Below are 17,655 nucleotides of genomic sequence, written 5' to 3'. Positions count from 1 at the left end.
CACAATTCTTCGGTCAAATCAAGAACATTACGAGAACAGGCAAACGCTGCGGTTGCAGGCGGATCGTGCCCGGTTGCAAAAGCGGAACATGGTTAAGACAAAATGAAAACGGCCGCTTCCGCTTGCCGTCTAAGCGGTGATGAAAGCATCGACCGTACCTGAAAGGGATCGATCGATTGCGATCTGGGGTGGAAGCCACTCCATGACAGGATATCGGAAAGGCCAAGGCATGGAGACCCGGCGCAAAGAGCCGCTTTCCAGAAAAATCTCATTAACAAGGTCTATGAACCGCCCGCGGTCCCGTTCAACTCGTTTCAAAATTTGCGAACGAATATAGGTCCGGGGGATTCGCCGCTCCTTCAGGGCCAAGACAGCCTCCGCGATGGATCGAGGATCGGGTGGAACCCTAAGGCAATAGTCGTGATCCAGATAGAGGTCTCGGCCACCATGGTTCGGCGTCGTGACCACAGGAAGCCCCGCGAGAAGATATTCCGTGCTGGCGAACATTGGCCCCTCCACTTCGGAGAGACAAATTCCCACGGCTGCACGGTTTAGATGCATGTTCACTTGAGCCGGCGCCAATCGGACAGGCTTGCCGGTGCTGTCGAACTGATTGACAAACACGTGGCCCGGCGCGAGCTCCCTGTGCCGATTTATTCGTGCTCTTTCCGACTCCGCCGTGGATGACTCGATTGAATCGCGATAAAAGACAAATGCGCAACTCTGGATGCCAAGCGACAGGTCGTGGCGTTTCCACGAAGCCAGTTGCGCGTTGTAGATTGCATCAAATTCCACAGCGATGTCGTCGAGCGGCCTGAATATATATTCGGAGGTGGTCGAGGTCTTGTTGTGCAGGAAAGCGGCCTCACCGGACTGGTTCAACAGATCCACCTCGGCTTGTGTGTTGCACAGGAAGATCAGCGAGTGACGGGGGTTCCTAAGCCTATGCAGAACGGCATAGGTCCGGATCGTTTTGACGCTGGAATTGTTTTCGATGGACCAGGTTGGGGAGATGAGAAACCAGGCGCGATGGCTGCGTGGAAGATGAGGCATATGACTTGCCAATCCGAGGGGCGTACCGGACATTCCCGAATAGGATATGAACGGATCGTCCGACAGCAAGCTTGCCTGAAGAGCAGGTTGCGCCTTCGCGGAAGGATGCCCTTTCCGGAGGTTGCGGCGATGGCGCAGCATAGTTCCGACAATCTCGAATCCGGTAGGAGGGCGGTACCCGTGCCGTAGAGCCAACATGCGGCGATTACGCGGCCGACGTCAGCCGCTTTCCCTCGACTGCATCCCAGAACAGGCTGGCGATATCGGCGCCGCCGAAGCGCTGGACTTCGCGCACGCCGGTCGGCGAGGTCACGTTGATCTCGGTCATGTAGTCGCCGATGACGTCGATGCCGACCAGAATGAAGCCGCGTTCTTTCAGCGAGGGCCCGATACGGGCGCAGATCTCGCGCTCGCGTTCGGTCAGTTCGGTCTTCTCGGCGCGGCCGCCGACATGCATGTTGGAGCGAGAATCGTGCTCGGCCGGCACCCGGTTGATGGCGCCGACCGGTTCGCCGTCGACCAGGATGATGCGCTTGTCGCCCTTGCGCACGTCCTTGAGATAGCGCTGCACGATGTAGGGCTCGCGGAACATCTGGCCGAACATTTCGAGCAGCGAGGCGAGGTTGCGGTCGCCCTCGAGCAGATGGAAGATGCCGGCGCCGCCATTGCCGTAGAGCGGCTTGATGATGATGTCGCCGAACTCCTTGCGGAAGGCGGCGACTTCGAGCGGATCCTTGGTGATCAGCGTCTCCGGCATCAGGTCGGGGAACTCGGTGACGAAGATCTTTTCCGGACTGTTGCGCACCCAGGCCGGGTCGTTGACGACCAGCGTCCCGGGATGGATGCGCTCCAGGATGTGCGTGGTGGTGATGTAGTTCATGTCGAAGGGCGGATCCTGGCGCAGCAGGATGACGTCCATCTCCGACAGGTCGGTGCGCACCTTCTCGCCCAGCGAATAATGGCTGCCCTTCTCGTCGCGCACCTGCATCGCCTCGATGCGGGCAAACACCTTGCCGTCGCGCATCGACAGCCGGTCGGGCGTGTAGTGGAAAAGCTGGTGGCCGCGCCGCTGCGCTTCCAGCGACAGCGCGAACGAGGTGTCGCCGGTGATCGACACGGTGGAGATGTGGTCCATCTGGACGGCGATTTTCAGCTTCATGGCAAGTCCCCAGCACAGTCGACGAGAGCGATATAAGGGTCCCGGCGCCTTCTGCCAATCGCCACATCCGGAAGATCGGCAACAGCAAGACGCAAACCCGCACACCCGATCCCGACAAGGCAAGTGCCTGCGTCATCGTTTTCTTAAGCCTTCCCATACAAGAATAGGCCTCGAATATCCCAACGGCAGGCGCCGGACGGGGATCCCCGATGGAACAACGACCATGAACGCGCTCACCGCCATCCGCGCCGCCTCGACCAAACAGCTTGAACTCACCATCCTGATGCCGTGCCTCAACGAGGCCGAGACATTGGCCGTCTGCATCGGCAAGGCCAGGGCCTTCCTCGACAAGGCCGGAATCCTGGGTGAGGTGCTTATCGCCGACAATGGCAGCACCGATGGCTCGCAGGAGATCGCTGCCCAAGGCGGCGCCCGCGTCGTCCCGGTGGCGCAAAAGGGCTATGGCGCTGCTCTTCTGGGCGGCATCGCCGCCGCCAGGGGCCGCTTCATCATCATGGGCGATGCCGACGACAGCTACGATTTCGGTGCGCTTGATGCCTTCATTGCGCGCTTGCGCGACGGCGCCGACCTGGTGATGGGCAATCGCTTCCAGGGCGGCATCGAAGCCGGTGCCATGCCGCCGCTGCATCGCTATCTCGGCAATCCGGTGCTGAGCTTCGTCGGCCGCCTGTTTTTCCGCATCAGGACCGGCGACTTCCACTGCGGCCTGCGCGGTTTCAACGCCGAGAGCATCCGCAAGCTCGACCTGCAGACGACGGGCATGGAATTCGCCAGCGAAATGGTGGTGCGCAGCGCGCTTGCCGGCCTGCGCATCGAGGAAGTGCCGACCACGCTCAAGCCCGACGGCCGCAGCCGCCCGCCGCACCTCAGGACCTGGCGTGACGGCTGGCGGCATCTCAAATTCCTGCTGGTCTACAACCCGCGCTGGATGTTCTTCATACCGGGCACGGTGCTCGCCAGCCTTGGCCTGTTGTTCGCGGCCCTGCTGGTGTTCGGGCCGTTGCGGGTGATCGACAATCTTTCGCTCGACCTCAACACCTTCGTCGCCGCCTGCTTCATGATCATCACCGGTATCCAGCTCATCACCTTTGGCGCCATATCGCGATACTATGCCGAGATCACCGGCATCCTGCCGCGCAGCCGTGGCTCCGATTGGCTGACCAGGACCATCAGCACCGATCGTCTTGCCGCCAATGCCGGCATCTGCTTCGCCGGTGGCGTGCTGTTCGTCGGCTATGCCGTGCTGCGTTGGGCACATCTTGGCTTCGGCCCGCTGAACGATTCCGAAATCCCGCGCATCGTCGTGCTGGGCTTGAGCCTGATCGTCATTTCGTTCCAGGCCTTCTTTTCGGCATTCCTGCTCGGTGTCCTGGAGATCCCGGTCAAGCGGCTGAAAGCCGGCCAACCCCACGAAGCGCGGGCACGCGAGGATCAATGACCGACGTGCTGCCGGCCCTTGTCCGGACGCGCCTGTTCCGTTTCCTGGTGGTTGGCGTCGGCGCGGCGTTGCTGCTGTTCGTGCTTTCATGGCTGCTGGTATCATCAGGGCTTTCGCCCTTTGCCGGCAGCGCCATCGCCTATGCGATCGCGTTCGTCGTAGCCTACTCGGCGCAACGCGGCTGGACCTTCGGTGCGGAGCACGGTCACACCAGGGCCTTCCCGCGCTATCTTGCGCTGCAAGCAGGATGCGCCGCCTTTTCCGGTCTTGTGTCGCATGTGGCGGTAACGCATTTCGGCCTGTCGCCTGTCGCCATGTCCGCGCTGACGACCGTCACGACAAGCACGGTTAGCTATTTCGCATCATTGCTCTGGGTCTTTCCGGCGCGCGGTTGATACCTGCCGCCCAAAAGTGCCCCCAGTTTGCGGCAACGAGATGCATACGGGCAAAGACCTTTGCATTGCTCCGGTTTTACGCTTTGTGAAGCGAGTGGCATTAGCCTGGCACTGACCATTGGCCGAAAGTCGATCCATGACCGCTGCTCACACCGCGCTGCCTTCAAAGGACCGTGCCCGCACGGCTTGGCGGGCCGATCTGCTGGCGGCGTTGCTTGCGACGCTGGCGGCGTTCATGGTCAATGCCTCCGCCGGATTCCCGCAATTGGCCAATCCGGCGGGCGACAATGACAGCCTGCTGCAGCTCGTCGAGGTACGCGACCTCCTGGCCGGCCAGGGCTGGTTCGACCTGCACCAGTACAGGATGGGGCTGGAAGGCGGCTTCGTCATGCACTGGTCGCGACTGCTCGACGCGCCGCTGGCCCTCGGTATCCGTGCCCTTTCGGCCCTGATGGGCAACACCGTCCTGGCCGAACAGGTCGTGCAGGTGGTCTGGCCTGCCCTGCAGTTCTGGCTTGCGGCCTTCTTCATCATCCGCGCCGCACGTGCCTTCGCCGGCGAGCAGGCGGTGCTGCCCGCTATCGTCGTCGGTGGGGCGGCATTGTTTTATATCGGCATTTTCTCCCCAGGCGCGCTCGATCATCACAACATTCAGCTGATGCTGACCCTAGCGAGCCTAGCTCTGCTGCTTGAAGCTCCCGCGCGTCGGCCGGCCGCCTTTATTGCCGGCATCTGCGCTACGCTGAGTTTGGCCATCGGCATGGAAAGCGCTCCCTATGCCGGTACTCTCGGCGCCGTCGTCGCCCTGCTGTTTATTGGCAAGGGTGACGGCGATAGGCTGATCGCGAGGGATTTCGGTCTTGGCGTCGCCGGCGTCTCGGCTCTCGTCTTCGTCGTCACCGTTCCGGCATCGGCATGGGGCCAAGCCCAATGCGATACATTCTCGATCGTGCAGTTCGCGGTCGCGGCGCTTGCAGGCGCCGGTCTGGCCGTGATCGCCTCATGGAAGGCCGCCAACGCCACGCGCGCCCATCGCCTGACATCGCTTGGCCTGCTTGCGCTTGCCCTGGCGGCAGTCCTGGTCGTCCTGTTCCCGCAATGCCTGGCTGCGCCCTATGCCAGTCTCGACCCGCGCCTCAAGCAGATGTGGCTCGGCCATATCGAAGAGGCGCAGTCGATCTTTAGACTAGTCTTCGATAATCCGGCCATGGTGGTGGCGCGTTTTGCCACGCCGCTGGTGGCAATCGTCCTGATGGCGCTTCGCTTCAGCCATGGCGGCTGGCGGCGGCAGGATAGCCTCGTCGCAGCGCTGCTGGTGGTGGCGTTCCTGGTCAGCGCCTGGGAAGTGCGCGGTTCGACCTTCTCCATCGCCTTCGCGGTGATCCCGCTTTCCGCCTGGATCGCCAAATGGCGGCAGCGGGCCGAGACCAACCCGTCCCGTGGCTCCATGTTCAGGATGGCTACGGCCTGGCTGATCTCGGTCAACGCGGTCTGGTCGGGTGCCGCCGAGGCGGCATCGAGCGCCTTCGAAACCAATGCCGCCGCCAAGGACGCCAGCGCCGATGCGGCCTGCCACGGCAAGGCCTCGTTCGCAGCGCTCGGCCGGATGCCTGCCACGACCGTGCTTGCCATCTCCAATCTCGGCTCGCCAATCCTCGCCTTCACCGGTCATCGTGTGTTCGCCGGACCCTACCATCGCAACGTCGCCGGAAACCTGCTCGTGTTCGATGCCTTGCTGGGCTCGGCCAGCGACGCGAAAGTCGTCGTCGACAACCACCATGTCGGCCTTGTCGCGCTCTGCCGCGGCAATCCGGAGAGCCGGCTTTTCGCGACCAACGCGCCGGGCGGCTTTCTCGCCGGGCTGATGCGCGGCAGCGTGCCGGATTGGCTGGAGCCGGTGGCGGAGACCCGTGGCGCCCCGCTGGAGCTCTATCGCGTCCGTCCTACCGATTGAGCCGGTTGAAAATCGGCGTGAAGAACCGGTTGAAAATCGGCGTGAAGAAAAGGCCTTTTCAAGCGCCACGGACACCTTCGCGGAGGCAATGCATTTTTGCCGCGAAAAATCGATTTTCGGGATACGTTTCCTAAAGAGTTTCCTGCCAGTCTCGAACATAAATTCCGACGTCAAGAAAACAGGGACACCGATGCAAACTCCGTTTGGCACCGGTCAGGCAAACAGGGAGAGCACGGATCTGGCATTCACAGATCCGTTGACCGGGCTTGGCAACCATCGCCGCTTCTTCGACAAGGTCGATCGCCTGATCAGCGATCGTGCCGACGATCCCGCACCCTTCACTGTAGGCATCCTCGACCTTGACGGCTTCAAGCCGATCAACGATTTGTTCGGCCACAAGGCCGGTGACGACATCCTGATCCAGGTCGCGATGCGGCTGCGCGCCTCGATGGACGACCACTCGACGGTCTGCCGCATCGGTGCCGACGAATTCGCCTTCCTCTATCCGCTGGTGTTCTCGGAGGAAGCAGCGGCCGAGAAATCCCGCATGCTGATCGAGATCCTGTCGGCGCCCTACGATGTCGGCGAACGCACCGCCAGGCTGTCGGCCTCGGTCGGCTGCTCGCTGTTCTATTCGGGCGACGAGACCACCGAGATCCTGATCAACAAGGCCGAAACGGCGCTTTACCACGCCAAGCGGTCCGGCCGTGGCCGGGTCGTCGTCTACACCCGCGAGATGGAAGAGGCGGCCAAGCGCGTCACCCGCATCGAGCAGGCGCTGCGCCGTGCCGTCTCGGCCGGCGAGGTGGAGCCGCATTTCCAGCCCATCGTCGACCTCACCACGCGCCGCACCATCGGCTTCGAGACACTGGCGCGCTGGACCGACCGCGACCTCGGCGCGGTGCCGCCGACCGTCTTCATTCCCATCGCCGAGGAGCGCGGCATCATCGGCCCGCTGTCGCAGCTGGTGTTGCGCAAGGCGACCGAGGCGGCCCGCAGCTGGCCGAAGGACCTGTTCCTGTCGTTCAACCTGTCGCCTTCGCAGCTCGTCGACCAGAACACCGGCCTGCACATATTGGCGATCCTCGACCGCACCGGCTTCGATCCGCGCCGGCTGGAGATCGAGATCACCGAGACCGGCCTGATGAACGACCCGGCCTCGGCCGCGCAGATCGTCGAGGACCTGCGCCGCGTCGGCATCCGCGTCTCGCTCGACGATTTCGGCACCGGCCAGTCCTCGCTCGGGCGTCTGCGCGAATTCCATTTCGACAAGCTCAAGATCGACCGCGCCTTCGTCTCCTCCATTCTCGACGACCGGCCGTCCGAGCACATCATCCGCGCCATTCTCGCCATGTGCGAGGGGCTTGGCATGGATGTGGTCGCCGAAGGCATCGAAGAGGAGGCGCAGGCCGACCGCCTGGTCCAGTTCGGCTGTGCCGGCGGGCAGGGCTATCTGTTCGGCAAGCCGGTCGATGCCGATGCCACGCTCGGCTATCTCCGCGATTCCTTTCGCGGCGCCTTGCGCGCCAAGGCGATCTGACCGGCGCTAGCGGCATTCCCCACCATGCGATGATGCCGCTTCGCGGTCCCGTCGCCTTTTTGTCTGACATAAGCCCTTGAATCCGCCTTTTCGCCCTTGCCCACGCGACGTCTCTGGCTAGGATGCGCGCCGGTTGAGCGCGGAGAGAAAAGACATGATGCCATCGGCGGATTTTGCCGACCTCAAGGGCGCCTCGGTGCTGATCACCGGCGGCGGTTCCGGGATCGGTGCGGCACTGACCGAGGGTTTCGTGCGCCAGGGCGCCAACGTCGCCTTCATCGACATCGCCGATGAGCCCAGCATCGCGCTTGCCGATAGCATGGAGAGGGATTTCGGCCGGCGGCCGCTCTATCTCAGGACCGACCTGCGCGATGTCGAGGCGCTGCGGGCCTCGGCTGCGAAGGCCGCCGACGCGCATGGCGATGTCACCGTGCTCATCAACAATGCCGCGTGGGACGAACGCCATGCCGTCGAAGACGTGACGATCGAGTTCTGGGACAACAACCAGGCAATCAATCTCAGGCCGCATTTCTTCACTGCGCAGGCCGTGGCGCCGGGCATGAAGCGGGCCGGCGGCGGCTCGATCATCAACTTCACCTCGACATCCTATCTGATCAACCATCCTGACATGCCGGCCTACACCGCCGCCAAGGCGGGCATCCTCGGTCTCACCAAGGGCCTGGCCGGCAAGCTTGGGCCCGACCGCATCCGCGTCAACGCCGTCGCGCCCGGCTGGGTCATCACCGAGCGGCAGCAGCAACGCTGGGTGACCGAAGAGGCGCTTGCCGCCCATGTCGCCAAACAGTGCATCAAGGATGTCATGCGGCCGGACGACGTGGTCGGCACCGTGCTGTTCCTGGCCTCGGATGCCTCGCGCATGCTGACTGCGCAAATGCTGATCGTCGATGGAGGTTTCCTGTGAGCCCAGGGTTTGCCGGCAACGCGCCGGCGGTGGCCGCCGTCGACTGGGGCACGACCCGCATGCGGGTCTGGCTGGTCGACGGCAGCGGCAAGGTGCTTGCCGAACGCCGCGGCGACGACGGCCTGATCACGGCGCGCGAAAAGGGTTTTTCGAACGTGCTGGAAGGCCACTTGGCCGCCATGGGCGCGCCTGAAGCGTTGCCTGTTATCATCTGCGGCATGGCCGGCTCTCGTCAGGGCTGGATTGAAGCGGCTTACGTGACCGTGCCGGCACCGATCGGCGCGATCCTGCGCGGCGCCGCCCGCATCGAAGGCGAGCGCCGCGACATCCGCATCGTTCCCGGCCTTGCCCAGCGCCTGCCCGACGCGCCGGATGTCATGCGCGGCGAGGAAACACAGCTTGCCGGCGCTGGTTTTCCGGCAAAGGGGCGGCATCTCGCCTGCATGCCGGGCACGCACTCGAAATGGGTCGCGGTCGAGGATGGCGCGGTTGCCGGCTTCGGCACATGGCCGACGGGCGAATTGTTTTCGGTGTTGGCCGCGCATTCGATCCTCAAGCATTCGCTGGGCGAGCATCCGGCTCCGGTGGCGGTGGACAGTCCGTTCTTCCGGCAATGGTGCGAACGGGCGCTTGGCGAGGGCGGCGATGTCACTTCGAAACTGTTTGCCATCCGCGCCGCCGGGCTCCTGCAGGACCTGAAGTCGGAGGATGCGGCGGCCTGCCTGTCCGGGCTTTTGATCGGCGGCGAGATCGCCTCGGCAAAGCGCCTATATGGCGCCGGCGATGCACCGGTCGTGCTGATCTCTTCCGGCGCGCTCGCTTCGCTCTATTCGGCTGCACTCGGGCTTGCGGGACTTGCCTTCCGCGCCGTCGACGCCGACGAAGCCGTGCGCGCCGGCCTCATCGAAGCCGCGCGCGAAAACGGCATGATCGCCAGAACCGGAGCCTTGGCATGACCGAGACCGCAGCCTTTCCAAAACTCAAGCGCGGTCTGGTCGCCATCCTGCGCGGCCTGAAACCGGCTGAAGCCATCGCCATGGGCCAAGCCCTGTTCGACGCCGGCATCGAGGCGATCGAAGTACCGCTCAATTCGCCGCAGCCATTCTCGTCGATCGCCAGGATTGTCCAGGTGCTGCCGAAAACGGCCCTGGTCGGCGCCGGCACGGTGCTGACGCCGGCCGATGTCGACGGGCTGCACAAGGCCGGCGGGCGGCTGCTGGTCAGCCCCAACATCGATGCCGAGGTGATGGCGCGCGCGATGCATTACGGCATGGTCACCATGCCCGGCGTGTTCACGCCCACCGAGGCCTTCCAGGCGATCCGACTGGGAGCTTCGGCATTGAAATTCTTCCCGGCCAGCGTGCTGGGGGCATCAGGCATTTCCGCGATCCGGGCGGTGCTGCCGGCGCAGACGCTGGTCGGGGCCGTCGGTGGCGTTTCGGAGAAGGACTTTGCCGGCTACAAGGCTGTCGGCGTGACGGTCTTCGGCCTCGGCTCCAGCCTGTTCAAGCCGGGCATGAGCGTCGACGAGGTGGCGGTGCGTGCGCACGCCGCGGTCGCGGCCTGGGACGCGGTGTTCGGAGACGCATGATGAGCGAAGCGATCGTTTCGGTTTTTTCCGATCACGTCTGCCAGCTCGGCGAAGGACCGAGCTACGATCCCGCCGCGGACACGCTGTTCTGGTTCGACATCGTCAATGGCCAATTGCTGGAAAAGCGCCTGTCCGGCGGCGCGACCATCGTCCACCAGCTTGGCCAGATGGCCAGCGCCATCGCCATCATCGACGACAAGCGCCAGCTGATCGCCACCGAGACCGGCCTTCATGTTCGGGACGTCGCGACCGGCAAGCTGACGCTGCACACGCCCGTCGAGGCCGACAATCCGGTCACCCGCTCGAACGATTCGCGCGTCCATCCCTGCGGCGCCTTGTGGATGGGCACGATGGGCAAGGGCGAGGAAAAGGGTGCCGGCTCGATCTACTGGTTTTTCAAGGGCGAGCTGCGCCGCCTGTTCTCGGACATCACCGTCACCAATTCGATCTGTTTTTCGCAAGATGGCGCGCTCGCCTATTACACCGACACTTCGACAGGATTGCTGATGCGGCTCGCCTGCGATCCGGCCACCGGCCTGCCTGCCGGCGAGCCGAAGATCTTCGTCGATCACCGCTCGGCCAAGGGCTATATCGACGGTTCGGTGCTCGACCGCGACGGCATCCTGTGGAACGCCTGCTGGGGCGGCAGCGTCGTCGAGGCTTATGGTCCCGACGGCAAGCTTGTCCGCACGGTCGCCATGCCGGTGACCCAGCCCTCCTGTCCGGCCTTCGTCGGCAAGAATGCCGACCGGCTCGCGGTCACCTCCGCCTGGTCGGGCAAGAGCGAGAAGCAGCGGCTGCTGGACCTGCAGGGCGGCATGACCTTCCTGCTCGACATTCCCGTCAACGGCCGTTTCGAGCCGCGCGTTCTGATCGCCTGAGCAAGGCCCGGCGATCGGGCGTTTGATTTCCACTATCACCCAGGCGTCCGGCCCGGGTCGGTTTCGCGAAAGCCGTTTGCGGCCGAAGTGCGATGGTGGACGATCCTACCGCCGGGAAGCGTCCGTCCTATGTCTAGCACCAAGCCCAAGCTGATCCTTGTCCACGAGCCGGAAAAGGCCTGCTTCGACCGCCTCGTCGCCGATGGCCATGCGAGCGAGCGCGCTGCTGAAATCGCTTCCTACCTGGCGCAGTCGACGGACCTTGGCCGGGAATTCGATGCGCTCGACGAGGCCTGCCGGGTGCGCGGCCTGTCCTTCACGCCGGTGCTGCTCGACGATGCCGCGCATGTGCTTGCCGGCGAGGATCCCGCCACGACGCTGGTCTGGACGCTGACCGACGGCATCGCCTATTTCCGTGGGGGCGCCGCCCCCGCTTTGGCGAGGCTGGGCGGGTTCAAGACGATCGGCGCCGACGATGCCCTGTTCGCGCTCTGCCAGGACAAGTTCCGCTCCGGCGCCGTGCTTGGCGCGTTGGGCCTGCCGGTGCCGCAGGCCGGTCTCGCGCGCAATGGCCAATGGCTGGTCGAGCCGCCGGCTTCCGCCGCCGGCTGGTTCGTCAAGCCCAACCGGCTCGGCGCCAAGATCGGCATCTGGCCGGATTCGCGCAGCAGCGATCTCGGCCACGCGCTGGAGCTTAGCCGGCGTGTTTTCGCCGCCTATCGCGACGATGTCGTGGTCCAGCCCTATGTCGCCGGCCGCAACGTGCGCGCCTCCTTCCTTGGGCTGACGCCGGAAGCTGGCGTCGAGGCGCTGGGCATCGCCTTTGTCGATTCAGGCGCCGATTTCCAGACCATGGCCGACAGCCTGGCGCTCTATGGCGAAACCGGCGCGGCGGCGAAGGCGGCGGGGCGCTATGCCGAACCGGAACTCGTTGCCGTTGCCGACGTCCAGCCGGCGGCCGACGCCGGGATCCGTGCGATCGCCGGGCGGCTGATGAGCGGGCTCGGCCTGCGCGACGTGTTTTCCGTCGACCTGCGGGTCGAGGCCGACGACACGCTCCACCTGATCGAATTCGAGGTCTGCCCCGGCCTGCCCTGCTTCGATTTCCGCGCCTATTGCCGGTCGCAATGGGGCCTGGGTCTTGCCGATGCCATGGCCGAAGCCGCTGCCAGCCGGCTGGCCAGTTAGTGTCTCGGCGCATGAGTTTGACGATCGCTTGGATTGACAGATCTCATGCATTGGCGATTGGCAGAAACATCCATCGCTTCGTCATCCACGGGCGGAGCAAGGAGCGAAGCGACGCAGTGCAGACCCGAGGATCCATGCCGCGACTTCAAGGCGCCACTGCGGTGCAGAATTCTGCTCCGTAGCGCTTCACGACTATGGTCCCGGCATGGATCCCAGGGTCTCCGCGACGGAGCTTTGCTCCTGCTTCGCCCAGGGATGACGAAGTTTAGAGGCTTCGGCCAATATCGAATGTCAGTGATTACACCGCTGAAAAGACCGATGAAAGTCTTGCCGCCGACAGGCCTCTCCTGTGCGGCGCTGGTGGTTTACTCGGGCTCGACCGTCGATTGCCCGATGGGTCGCGCGCCGGCCATGTAGCGGATGTTGTCGAACGGCTCCGGCCGCTTGTCGGCCAGGCTCCACAGCTGCCGGCTGGTGCCCGGCAGATCGCCCAGATAGACGTGCAGGGCTCCGGAGCGGGTGCTGCCTGTATTGGCGACCGAGTGAATGGTGCTGGAAGACATGTGCACCAGCGCCGGCGCCGAAAAATCCTGCCGCTCGGGCTCATCGACCCGGTCGCCGGCGAGCGGGTAGATGAAGTTGGTCTCGCCACCCCAATAGATGCCGACCAGCGCATCCATCAAATGGTTGTGCGGCGGATACTGCACGCCGGGCGAAAGCGTGATGTGGTAGATCGTCAGCCTGGGGCTCGCGTGCAGCAACAGCTCGTCATCGTCCTCTTCGTGAACGAGCCGGCCGAGTGCGTGGAAGCGCTTGGTGTAGTCGCCGAGCACGGCCTTGACCTGACCGAAGGGATCGGCACCTGCCGCCGCGTTGACGATATCGCTGATGGCGGGGTAGAGAGGAGAGTCGGCGGATAGAGGCATTCCACAGCTCCTGTCTGAGATGCTCAGAAACACTAGCTAAGATGGCCAATTTGAGTCAATGCCGACGTGACGCGAGAAAGCATGAAGTCGACCAAAGCCAGGCCACCGAAATCGATCGCACCCCCAGGCGGGGCAACCGCGCCGTCGACGGCGGATTTGCTGCGCAGCGAGCAGGCCTACGAGCAGTTGAAGAGCGACATCGTCGCTTGCGTCCTGTCGCCCGGCGAAGCGCTGACCGAAAAACAGATCGAGGCCCGCTACGGGATCAAGAAGGCGACGATCCGTTCCGCACTCGCCCGCCTCATGCAGGAAGGTCTGGTCAGGAGCGAGCCGCGCCGGGGCTACGTCATCACCACTCTGACCTTGCGCGACGTCAACGAGATCTTCGACGTCCGTGGCCTCGTCGAACCCGAAGTGTTCCGGGTCGCCACCACGGGGATCACCGGGCGCGGGCTGGACGAGATCCGGCTGGCGGCGAGAAAGGTGCTGAAGCCCGAGACGCTGCGCAGCCCGGTTGCCTTCCTCGCCGCCGACCGCGCCTTTCGCCTGGCCATCGCCGAACTGTCCGGCAATTTGCGGCTGGCGCTGCTGCTCAGCCAAATCCTCGACCAGTCGGAACGAGCGCTCCATCTCGGCTTCAAGTCGCGCGATTTCATGCCGCTGATCATCGAACAGCAGAAGCAGTTGCTGCAGGCTTGCGAGAAGAGCGACGTCCCCGGCATCGTCAAGCTTGCCCGTTCGCACAGCCTTGCCCTCAAGCACCAGCTGATCGGGGCCTTGCTCGGCGGGCCGAAGCTACGGGAAGCGAACCTGCAGGACTTCGTCTGAGAAAGCGTCAGGTTCTGCTTCGCGACGCCCTCAGGCCCCTTCGACCAGCACAATCTCGCCGTCGGCGACCTTCTGGCGGATGGCGACCGCGCGCTGGTATTCCGGCGAGTGATAGCAGTCGTGTGCGGCCGCCAGCGTTTCGAACTCTATGATGACGTTGCGGGCGCGGCCCGGCCCTTCGGCAAGCTCATGCGCCCCGCCACGCGCCAGGAATTTCGCCCCGAACCGCTCGAAGGCGGGTTTGGCGGCGGCGACATAGTCCTTGTAGCCTTCGGCGTCAAGCACATCGACGCGAGCGATCCAATATCCCTTGGGCATCCGTCTACTCCCTGCTTCTTGTGTCTACGCCGAGCGCATCTCTTCCAGAATGGCTTCCGCCGCCGCCCGCCTGTCGCCTGCCGCGACGATTGGCCTGCCGACGACGAGGTGGCTGGAGCCATTGCGGATCGCCTGCGCCGGCGTCACGACGCGCTTCTGATCGCCATGCTCGCTGCCCGCCGGCCGTATTCCCGGCGTCACCACCGCCATGTTGGGCCCGACGATGCGGCGCACCGCTTCAGCCTCTTCGGCCGAGCAGACGACGCCGCCCATGCCGGCATGCAGCGCCTGTTCGGCGCGCCTGAGCACCAGTGTGTGCGGGTCGTATTCATAGCCGGCGTCGATCACGTCCTGCTCGTCCATCGAGGTCAGCACGCTGACGGCGAGCAGGCAGAGGTCACTGCCGCGTGCCGCTTCCACTGCCGCCTGCATCGCCTTGGGATAGGCGTGGATGGTCAGCATGGTCATGCCCATCCCGACGATGTTCTCGACACCCTTGGCCACCGTGTGGTCGATGTCGAGCAGCTTCATGTCGAGGAAGACTTTTGCCCCGCCACTGGCCAGTTCCCTGGCGAAGTCGAGCCCGCCGGCGAAGGCCAGTTGATAGCCGATCTTGTAGAAGGAGACGACGCCGTCCAGCTCACGCACCGCCTGTTCGGCTTCCCTCACCGTCGGCACGTCGAGGCCGACGATCAGTCTTTCCTGAATAGACTTGGGCTGCATGGTCTGAGCCGGCATGGATACGGTCACGCCTCGATCCGGGTGGACAGCAGGCGCGAGGTTTCGATCAGCGTGCGGCATAGATGCTCCATCGATGTGTGCAGTCTTTCGTCACGGAAATGGCCGTCCTCGCCGAAGGCGTCGCCGCCCTCCGGCACCGAGCATTCCGGCGTCACCACCTCCATCTGGCAGCGCACCAATACGGCGCGCAGATGGTTGATGCAGCGGATGCCGGCAAAATGACCGTTGGAGGACGAGCATAGGCCGACAACCTTGCCGGCAAGCGGCCTGACCGGCCGGTTATTGTCCCTGCGCACGCGGCTCACCCAGTCGATCGTGTTCTTGAGCAGCGGCGGGATGGAGCCGTTATATTCCGGCGTGGCGATCAGCAGCCCGTCATGCGCGATGATCAGGCGGCCGAGTCTGACGGCATTTTCGGGAACGCCCTTTTCCTTCTCCAGATCTTCGTCGAGGATCGGCAGGGGATAATCGGCGAGCGAGATGCGCGTCACTTCGGCGCCCTGCACCGCAAGTTCCTTCTGCGCCACGTCGGCGGTCCTGCCGCTATAGGCGCCGCCGCGCACCGAGCCGGCGAAGACGAGGATTTTCGGGATCACTGCCATTGCTTCGCAAAGGGGTTAGGCAGTGGGGGATAGGCAGTAGGAGATGAGCAATTCCTGACTATTCCCTACTGCCTATTTCCTTATCCTTCCCTTCGGTAAATCCACAGCTGCGTCGGCGGGATGTTGCGGAAGATGAAATCGAAATGCTTGACCGTGTAGTCGCCGCGGCCGGCCGGGATCGGCGACATCGGGCCGTAGGTCAGCTGCACGATCGGGCGGCCCGCCGGGATGCGGTCGAGCAGGCTTTCGATATAGGCGATGCGCTGGGCGACCGGGAAGTTGAGCAACGGCACGCCGGAAACGACGGAATCGAAGATCATCCCGCTCCTCTCGCCAAGCGTGGCGTTGAGGTTGAAGGCGTCACCCTCGATGACGTTGACCCCGGGATAGAGCTGGCGCAAATGGCGCACGAAATCGGTGGAATATTCGACCGCGTAGAGGTTTTCGGGCCGCACGCCCTGGGCGAGGATGGCGCGGGTGATGACGCCGGTGCCTGGGCCGACTTCGAGCACCGGCAGGCCGGACTTGGGATTGACGATCGAGGCCATCTTGCGGGCGGTGATCGAACTGGTCGGAACGATCGAGCCGACCGTCTTCGGCTTGTCGATCCAGCCCTTGAAGAATTTGAGCTCGTCGTCGAACTTTTCGGCCAGCGCCTTCCGCAGTCCGGGACCACGTGTCATGCAAGCTCTCCTCAGCGCTTCCCCCGCAAGCTACTTAACACCTGAGCGGCGCAAGGCAAGGCGCCGCAACACGCATGGCGTGGATAAGATAGCTTTTGTCGCCTATCAACGCTCGCCGAAAGACTCGAGGAAATCCTTCATGCGGGCAAAAAAGCCGCTCGATTGGGGCGAATTGTCTTGCGAGGAGAGCTGTTCGAACTCCTCCAGCAGTTCGCGCTGGCGGCGCGACAGGTTCTGCGGCGTCTCGACCGCGGTCTGGATGTAGAGGTCGCCGACATTGGGCTGGCGCAGCACTGGCATGCCCTTGCCCTTGAGGCGGAACTGACGTCCGTTCTGGGTGCCTTCCGGCACCTTCACTTTGGTCTGCGTGCCGTCCAGCGTCGTCACTTCGAAAGAACCGCCGAGGGCGGCCGTCGTCATCGAGATCGGCACCTTGCAGTAGAGATCGGCGCCGTCGCGCTGGAAGAACTCGTGCGGCTTCACCGCCAGGAAGATATAGAGGTCGCCGGACGGCCCGCCGCGCAAGCCGGCCTCGCCCTCATTGGCAAGGCGGATACGGGTGCCGTCCTCGATGCCGGCCGGGATGTTGACCGACAGCGACCGTTCTTCGGTGACGCGGCCCTGGCCGGCGCATTTCGGGCACGGATCCTTGATCGTCTGGCCGCGGCCCTGGCATTGCGGGCAAGTGCGTTCGATCGAGAAGAAGCCTTGCGTGGCGCGCACCTTGCCGTGGCCGTTGCACATCGAGCAGGTGACGGGCTGGGTGCCCGGCTTGGCGCCGCTGCCGGAGCATTCCGAACACGAGATCGAGGCCGGCACGCGGATCTGCGCCGTCTTTCCCGCGAAGGCTTCTTCCAGCGAGATTTCCATGTTGTAGCGCAGGTCGGCGCCGCGCTCGCGGCCACCCGACGAGCGGCGCTGGCGGCCGCCCATCATGTCGCCGAAAATGTCTTCGAAGATATCGGCGAAACCGCCGGCGCCAAAGCCTTGCGCCCCGCCATTCATGCCGCCCTGTTCGAAGGCGGCGTGGCCGAAGCGGTCGTAGGCCGCGCGCTTCTGCGGGTCCTTCAGCGTCTCGTAGGCTTCGTTGATTTCCTTGAACTTGTGCTCGCAGGAATGATCGCCGGGATTGCGGTCGGGATGGAACTGCATGGCGAGCTTGCGAAAAGCGCTCTTGAGCTCCTTCTCGTCGGCGCCTTTCTGGACGCCTAGGGTTTCGTAGAAATCAGCTTTCATTTTTTCCCGCAGTCCGGATATTCAACGTCTTGAGGCATATATTGCGTCGTTTGCCGGCACGTTGCCTCGATTTAGGAGCGGTGCTGCCCGGATGCTAGGGCCGGCGTGCGCCTGTCCGGGTTTTTCTGTCATTTTTTCAGCAGGGCCCCGCACTTTTTCAGCGAGGGTTGCAAAAAAGC

At 63.9% G+C, this 17,655-nt stretch carries 18 protein-coding genes; 10 read left to right on the top strand and 8 right to left on the bottom strand.

Annotated elements, in window-relative coordinates; genetic code table 11:
• Positions 1-129 precede the first annotated feature (129 nt).
• On the bottom strand, positions 130-1,194 hold the full coding sequence (locus tag AC0NIH_RS03485; protein ID WP_473466584.1) for a glycosyltransferase: 1,065 nt from the start codon (positions 1,192-1,194) through the stop codon (positions 130-132).
• Positions 1,195-1,258: 64 nt separating this feature from the next.
• On the bottom strand, positions 1,259-2,212 hold the full coding sequence (gene gshB, locus AC0NIH_RS03480) for a glutathione synthase (RefSeq protein ID WP_473466586.1): 954 nt from the start codon (positions 2,210-2,212) through the stop codon (positions 1,259-1,261).
• Between the two features lie 223 nt (positions 2,213-2,435).
• Between gshB and AC0NIH_RS03475 the strand changes: the two genes are divergently transcribed.
• From AC0NIH_RS03475 to AC0NIH_RS03435, 9 genes are all read left to right on the top strand, one after another.
• On the top strand, positions 2,436-3,671 hold the full coding sequence (locus AC0NIH_RS03475) for a glycosyltransferase family 2 protein (protein WP_473466587.1): 1,236 nt from the start codon (positions 2,436-2,438) through the stop codon (positions 3,669-3,671).
• Positions 3,668-4,066, top strand: a complete 399-nt coding sequence (locus AC0NIH_RS03470) for a GtrA family protein (protein ID WP_473466588.1) — start codon at positions 3,668-3,670, stop codon at positions 4,064-4,066. The genes AC0NIH_RS03475 and AC0NIH_RS03470 overlap by 4 nt, the downstream gene beginning before the upstream one ends.
• Positions 4,067-4,202: 136 nt before the next feature.
• Positions 4,203-6,020 (top strand): GtrA family protein, encoded by a 1,818-nt coding sequence (locus AC0NIH_RS03465; RefSeq protein ID WP_473466590.1) that lies wholly within the window; start codon positions 4,203-4,205, stop codon positions 6,018-6,020.
• A 190-nt stretch (positions 6,021-6,210) separates the two neighbouring features.
• Positions 6,211-7,560 (top strand): putative bifunctional diguanylate cyclase/phosphodiesterase, encoded by a 1,350-nt coding sequence (locus tag AC0NIH_RS03460; RefSeq protein ID WP_023765356.1) that lies wholly within the window; start codon positions 6,211-6,213, stop codon positions 7,558-7,560.
• A 154-nt stretch (positions 7,561-7,714) separates the two neighbouring features.
• Complete coding sequence (locus AC0NIH_RS03455; RefSeq protein ID WP_473466592.1) at positions 7,715-8,482, top strand: SDR family NAD(P)-dependent oxidoreductase; 768 nt, start codon at positions 7,715-7,717, stop codon at positions 8,480-8,482.
• Entirely contained in the window at positions 8,479-9,438 is a 960-nt protein-coding gene (locus tag AC0NIH_RS03450; protein WP_473466593.1) for a 2-dehydro-3-deoxygalactonokinase, read from the top strand. The genes AC0NIH_RS03455 and AC0NIH_RS03450 overlap by 4 nt, the downstream gene beginning before the upstream one ends.
• The gene (locus AC0NIH_RS03445) at positions 9,435-10,073 is read left to right on the top strand and encodes a 2-dehydro-3-deoxy-6-phosphogalactonate aldolase (protein WP_023765359.1); all 639 of its coding nucleotides are present in this window, start codon (positions 9,435-9,437) and stop codon (positions 10,071-10,073) included. The genes AC0NIH_RS03450 and AC0NIH_RS03445 overlap by 4 nt, the downstream gene beginning before the upstream one ends.
• On the top strand, positions 10,073-10,954 hold the full coding sequence (locus AC0NIH_RS03440; RefSeq protein ID WP_473466594.1) for an SMP-30/gluconolactonase/LRE family protein: 882 nt from the start codon (positions 10,073-10,075) through the stop codon (positions 10,952-10,954). The genes AC0NIH_RS03445 and AC0NIH_RS03440 overlap by 1 nt, the downstream gene beginning before the upstream one ends.
• 129 nt (positions 10,955-11,083) lie before the next feature.
• Positions 11,084-12,142 carry a D-alanine--D-alanine ligase family protein gene (locus tag AC0NIH_RS03435; RefSeq protein WP_473466596.1) on the top strand — a complete coding sequence of 353 codons (1,059 nt, stop codon included), beginning with the start codon at positions 11,084-11,086 and terminating at the stop codon, positions 12,140-12,142.
• Between the two features lie 365 nt (positions 12,143-12,507).
• On the opposite strand, the gene AC0NIH_RS03430 is transcribed toward AC0NIH_RS03435, so the two are convergent.
• Positions 12,508-13,068 (bottom strand): autotransporter, encoded by a 561-nt coding sequence (locus AC0NIH_RS03430; RefSeq protein WP_023777730.1) that lies wholly within the window; start codon positions 13,066-13,068, stop codon positions 12,508-12,510.
• An 81-nt stretch (positions 13,069-13,149) separates the two neighbouring features.
• Here AC0NIH_RS03430 and AC0NIH_RS03425 point away from each other — a divergent pair, with 81 nt between their 5' ends.
• Complete coding sequence (locus AC0NIH_RS03425) at positions 13,150-13,896, top strand: GntR family transcriptional regulator (RefSeq protein WP_473466597.1); 747 nt, start codon at positions 13,150-13,152, stop codon at positions 13,894-13,896.
• A 30-nt stretch (positions 13,897-13,926) separates the two neighbouring features.
• Here AC0NIH_RS03425 and AC0NIH_RS03420 read toward each other — a convergent pair whose 3' ends face one another.
• From AC0NIH_RS03420 to dnaJ, 5 genes are all read right to left on the bottom strand, one after another.
• The gene (locus AC0NIH_RS03420) at positions 13,927-14,214 is read right to left on the bottom strand and encodes a DUF1330 domain-containing protein (protein ID WP_473466598.1); all 288 of its coding nucleotides are present in this window, start codon (positions 14,212-14,214) and stop codon (positions 13,927-13,929) included.
• Between the two features lie 24 nt (positions 14,215-14,238).
• Positions 14,239-14,952 (bottom strand): orotidine-5'-phosphate decarboxylase, encoded by a 714-nt coding sequence (gene pyrF, locus AC0NIH_RS03415; RefSeq protein WP_473466609.1) that lies wholly within the window; start codon positions 14,950-14,952, stop codon positions 14,239-14,241.
• An 8-nt stretch (positions 14,953-14,960) separates the two neighbouring features.
• Complete coding sequence (locus tag AC0NIH_RS03410; RefSeq protein WP_473466600.1) at positions 14,961-15,557, bottom strand: NADPH-dependent FMN reductase; 597 nt, start codon at positions 15,555-15,557, stop codon at positions 14,961-14,963.
• Positions 15,558-15,637: 80 nt separating this feature from the next.
• Positions 15,638-16,240, bottom strand: coding sequence for a phospholipid N-methyltransferase PmtA (pmtA, locus tag AC0NIH_RS03405; RefSeq protein WP_013891975.1), 603 nt, complete (start codon positions 16,238-16,240; stop codon positions 15,638-15,640).
• Between the two features lie 105 nt (positions 16,241-16,345).
• The gene (dnaJ, locus tag AC0NIH_RS03400) at positions 16,346-17,476 is read right to left on the bottom strand and encodes a molecular chaperone DnaJ (RefSeq protein ID WP_224686386.1); all 1,131 of its coding nucleotides are present in this window, start codon (positions 17,474-17,476) and stop codon (positions 16,346-16,348) included.
• Positions 17,477-17,655 lie beyond the last annotated feature (179 nt).

The organism is Mesorhizobium sp. WSM1386 (genome assembly GCF_055901595.1).
The sequence above is the reverse complement of the archived record's forward strand: the minus strand, read 5'-3'. Positions and strand labels throughout refer to the sequence as shown.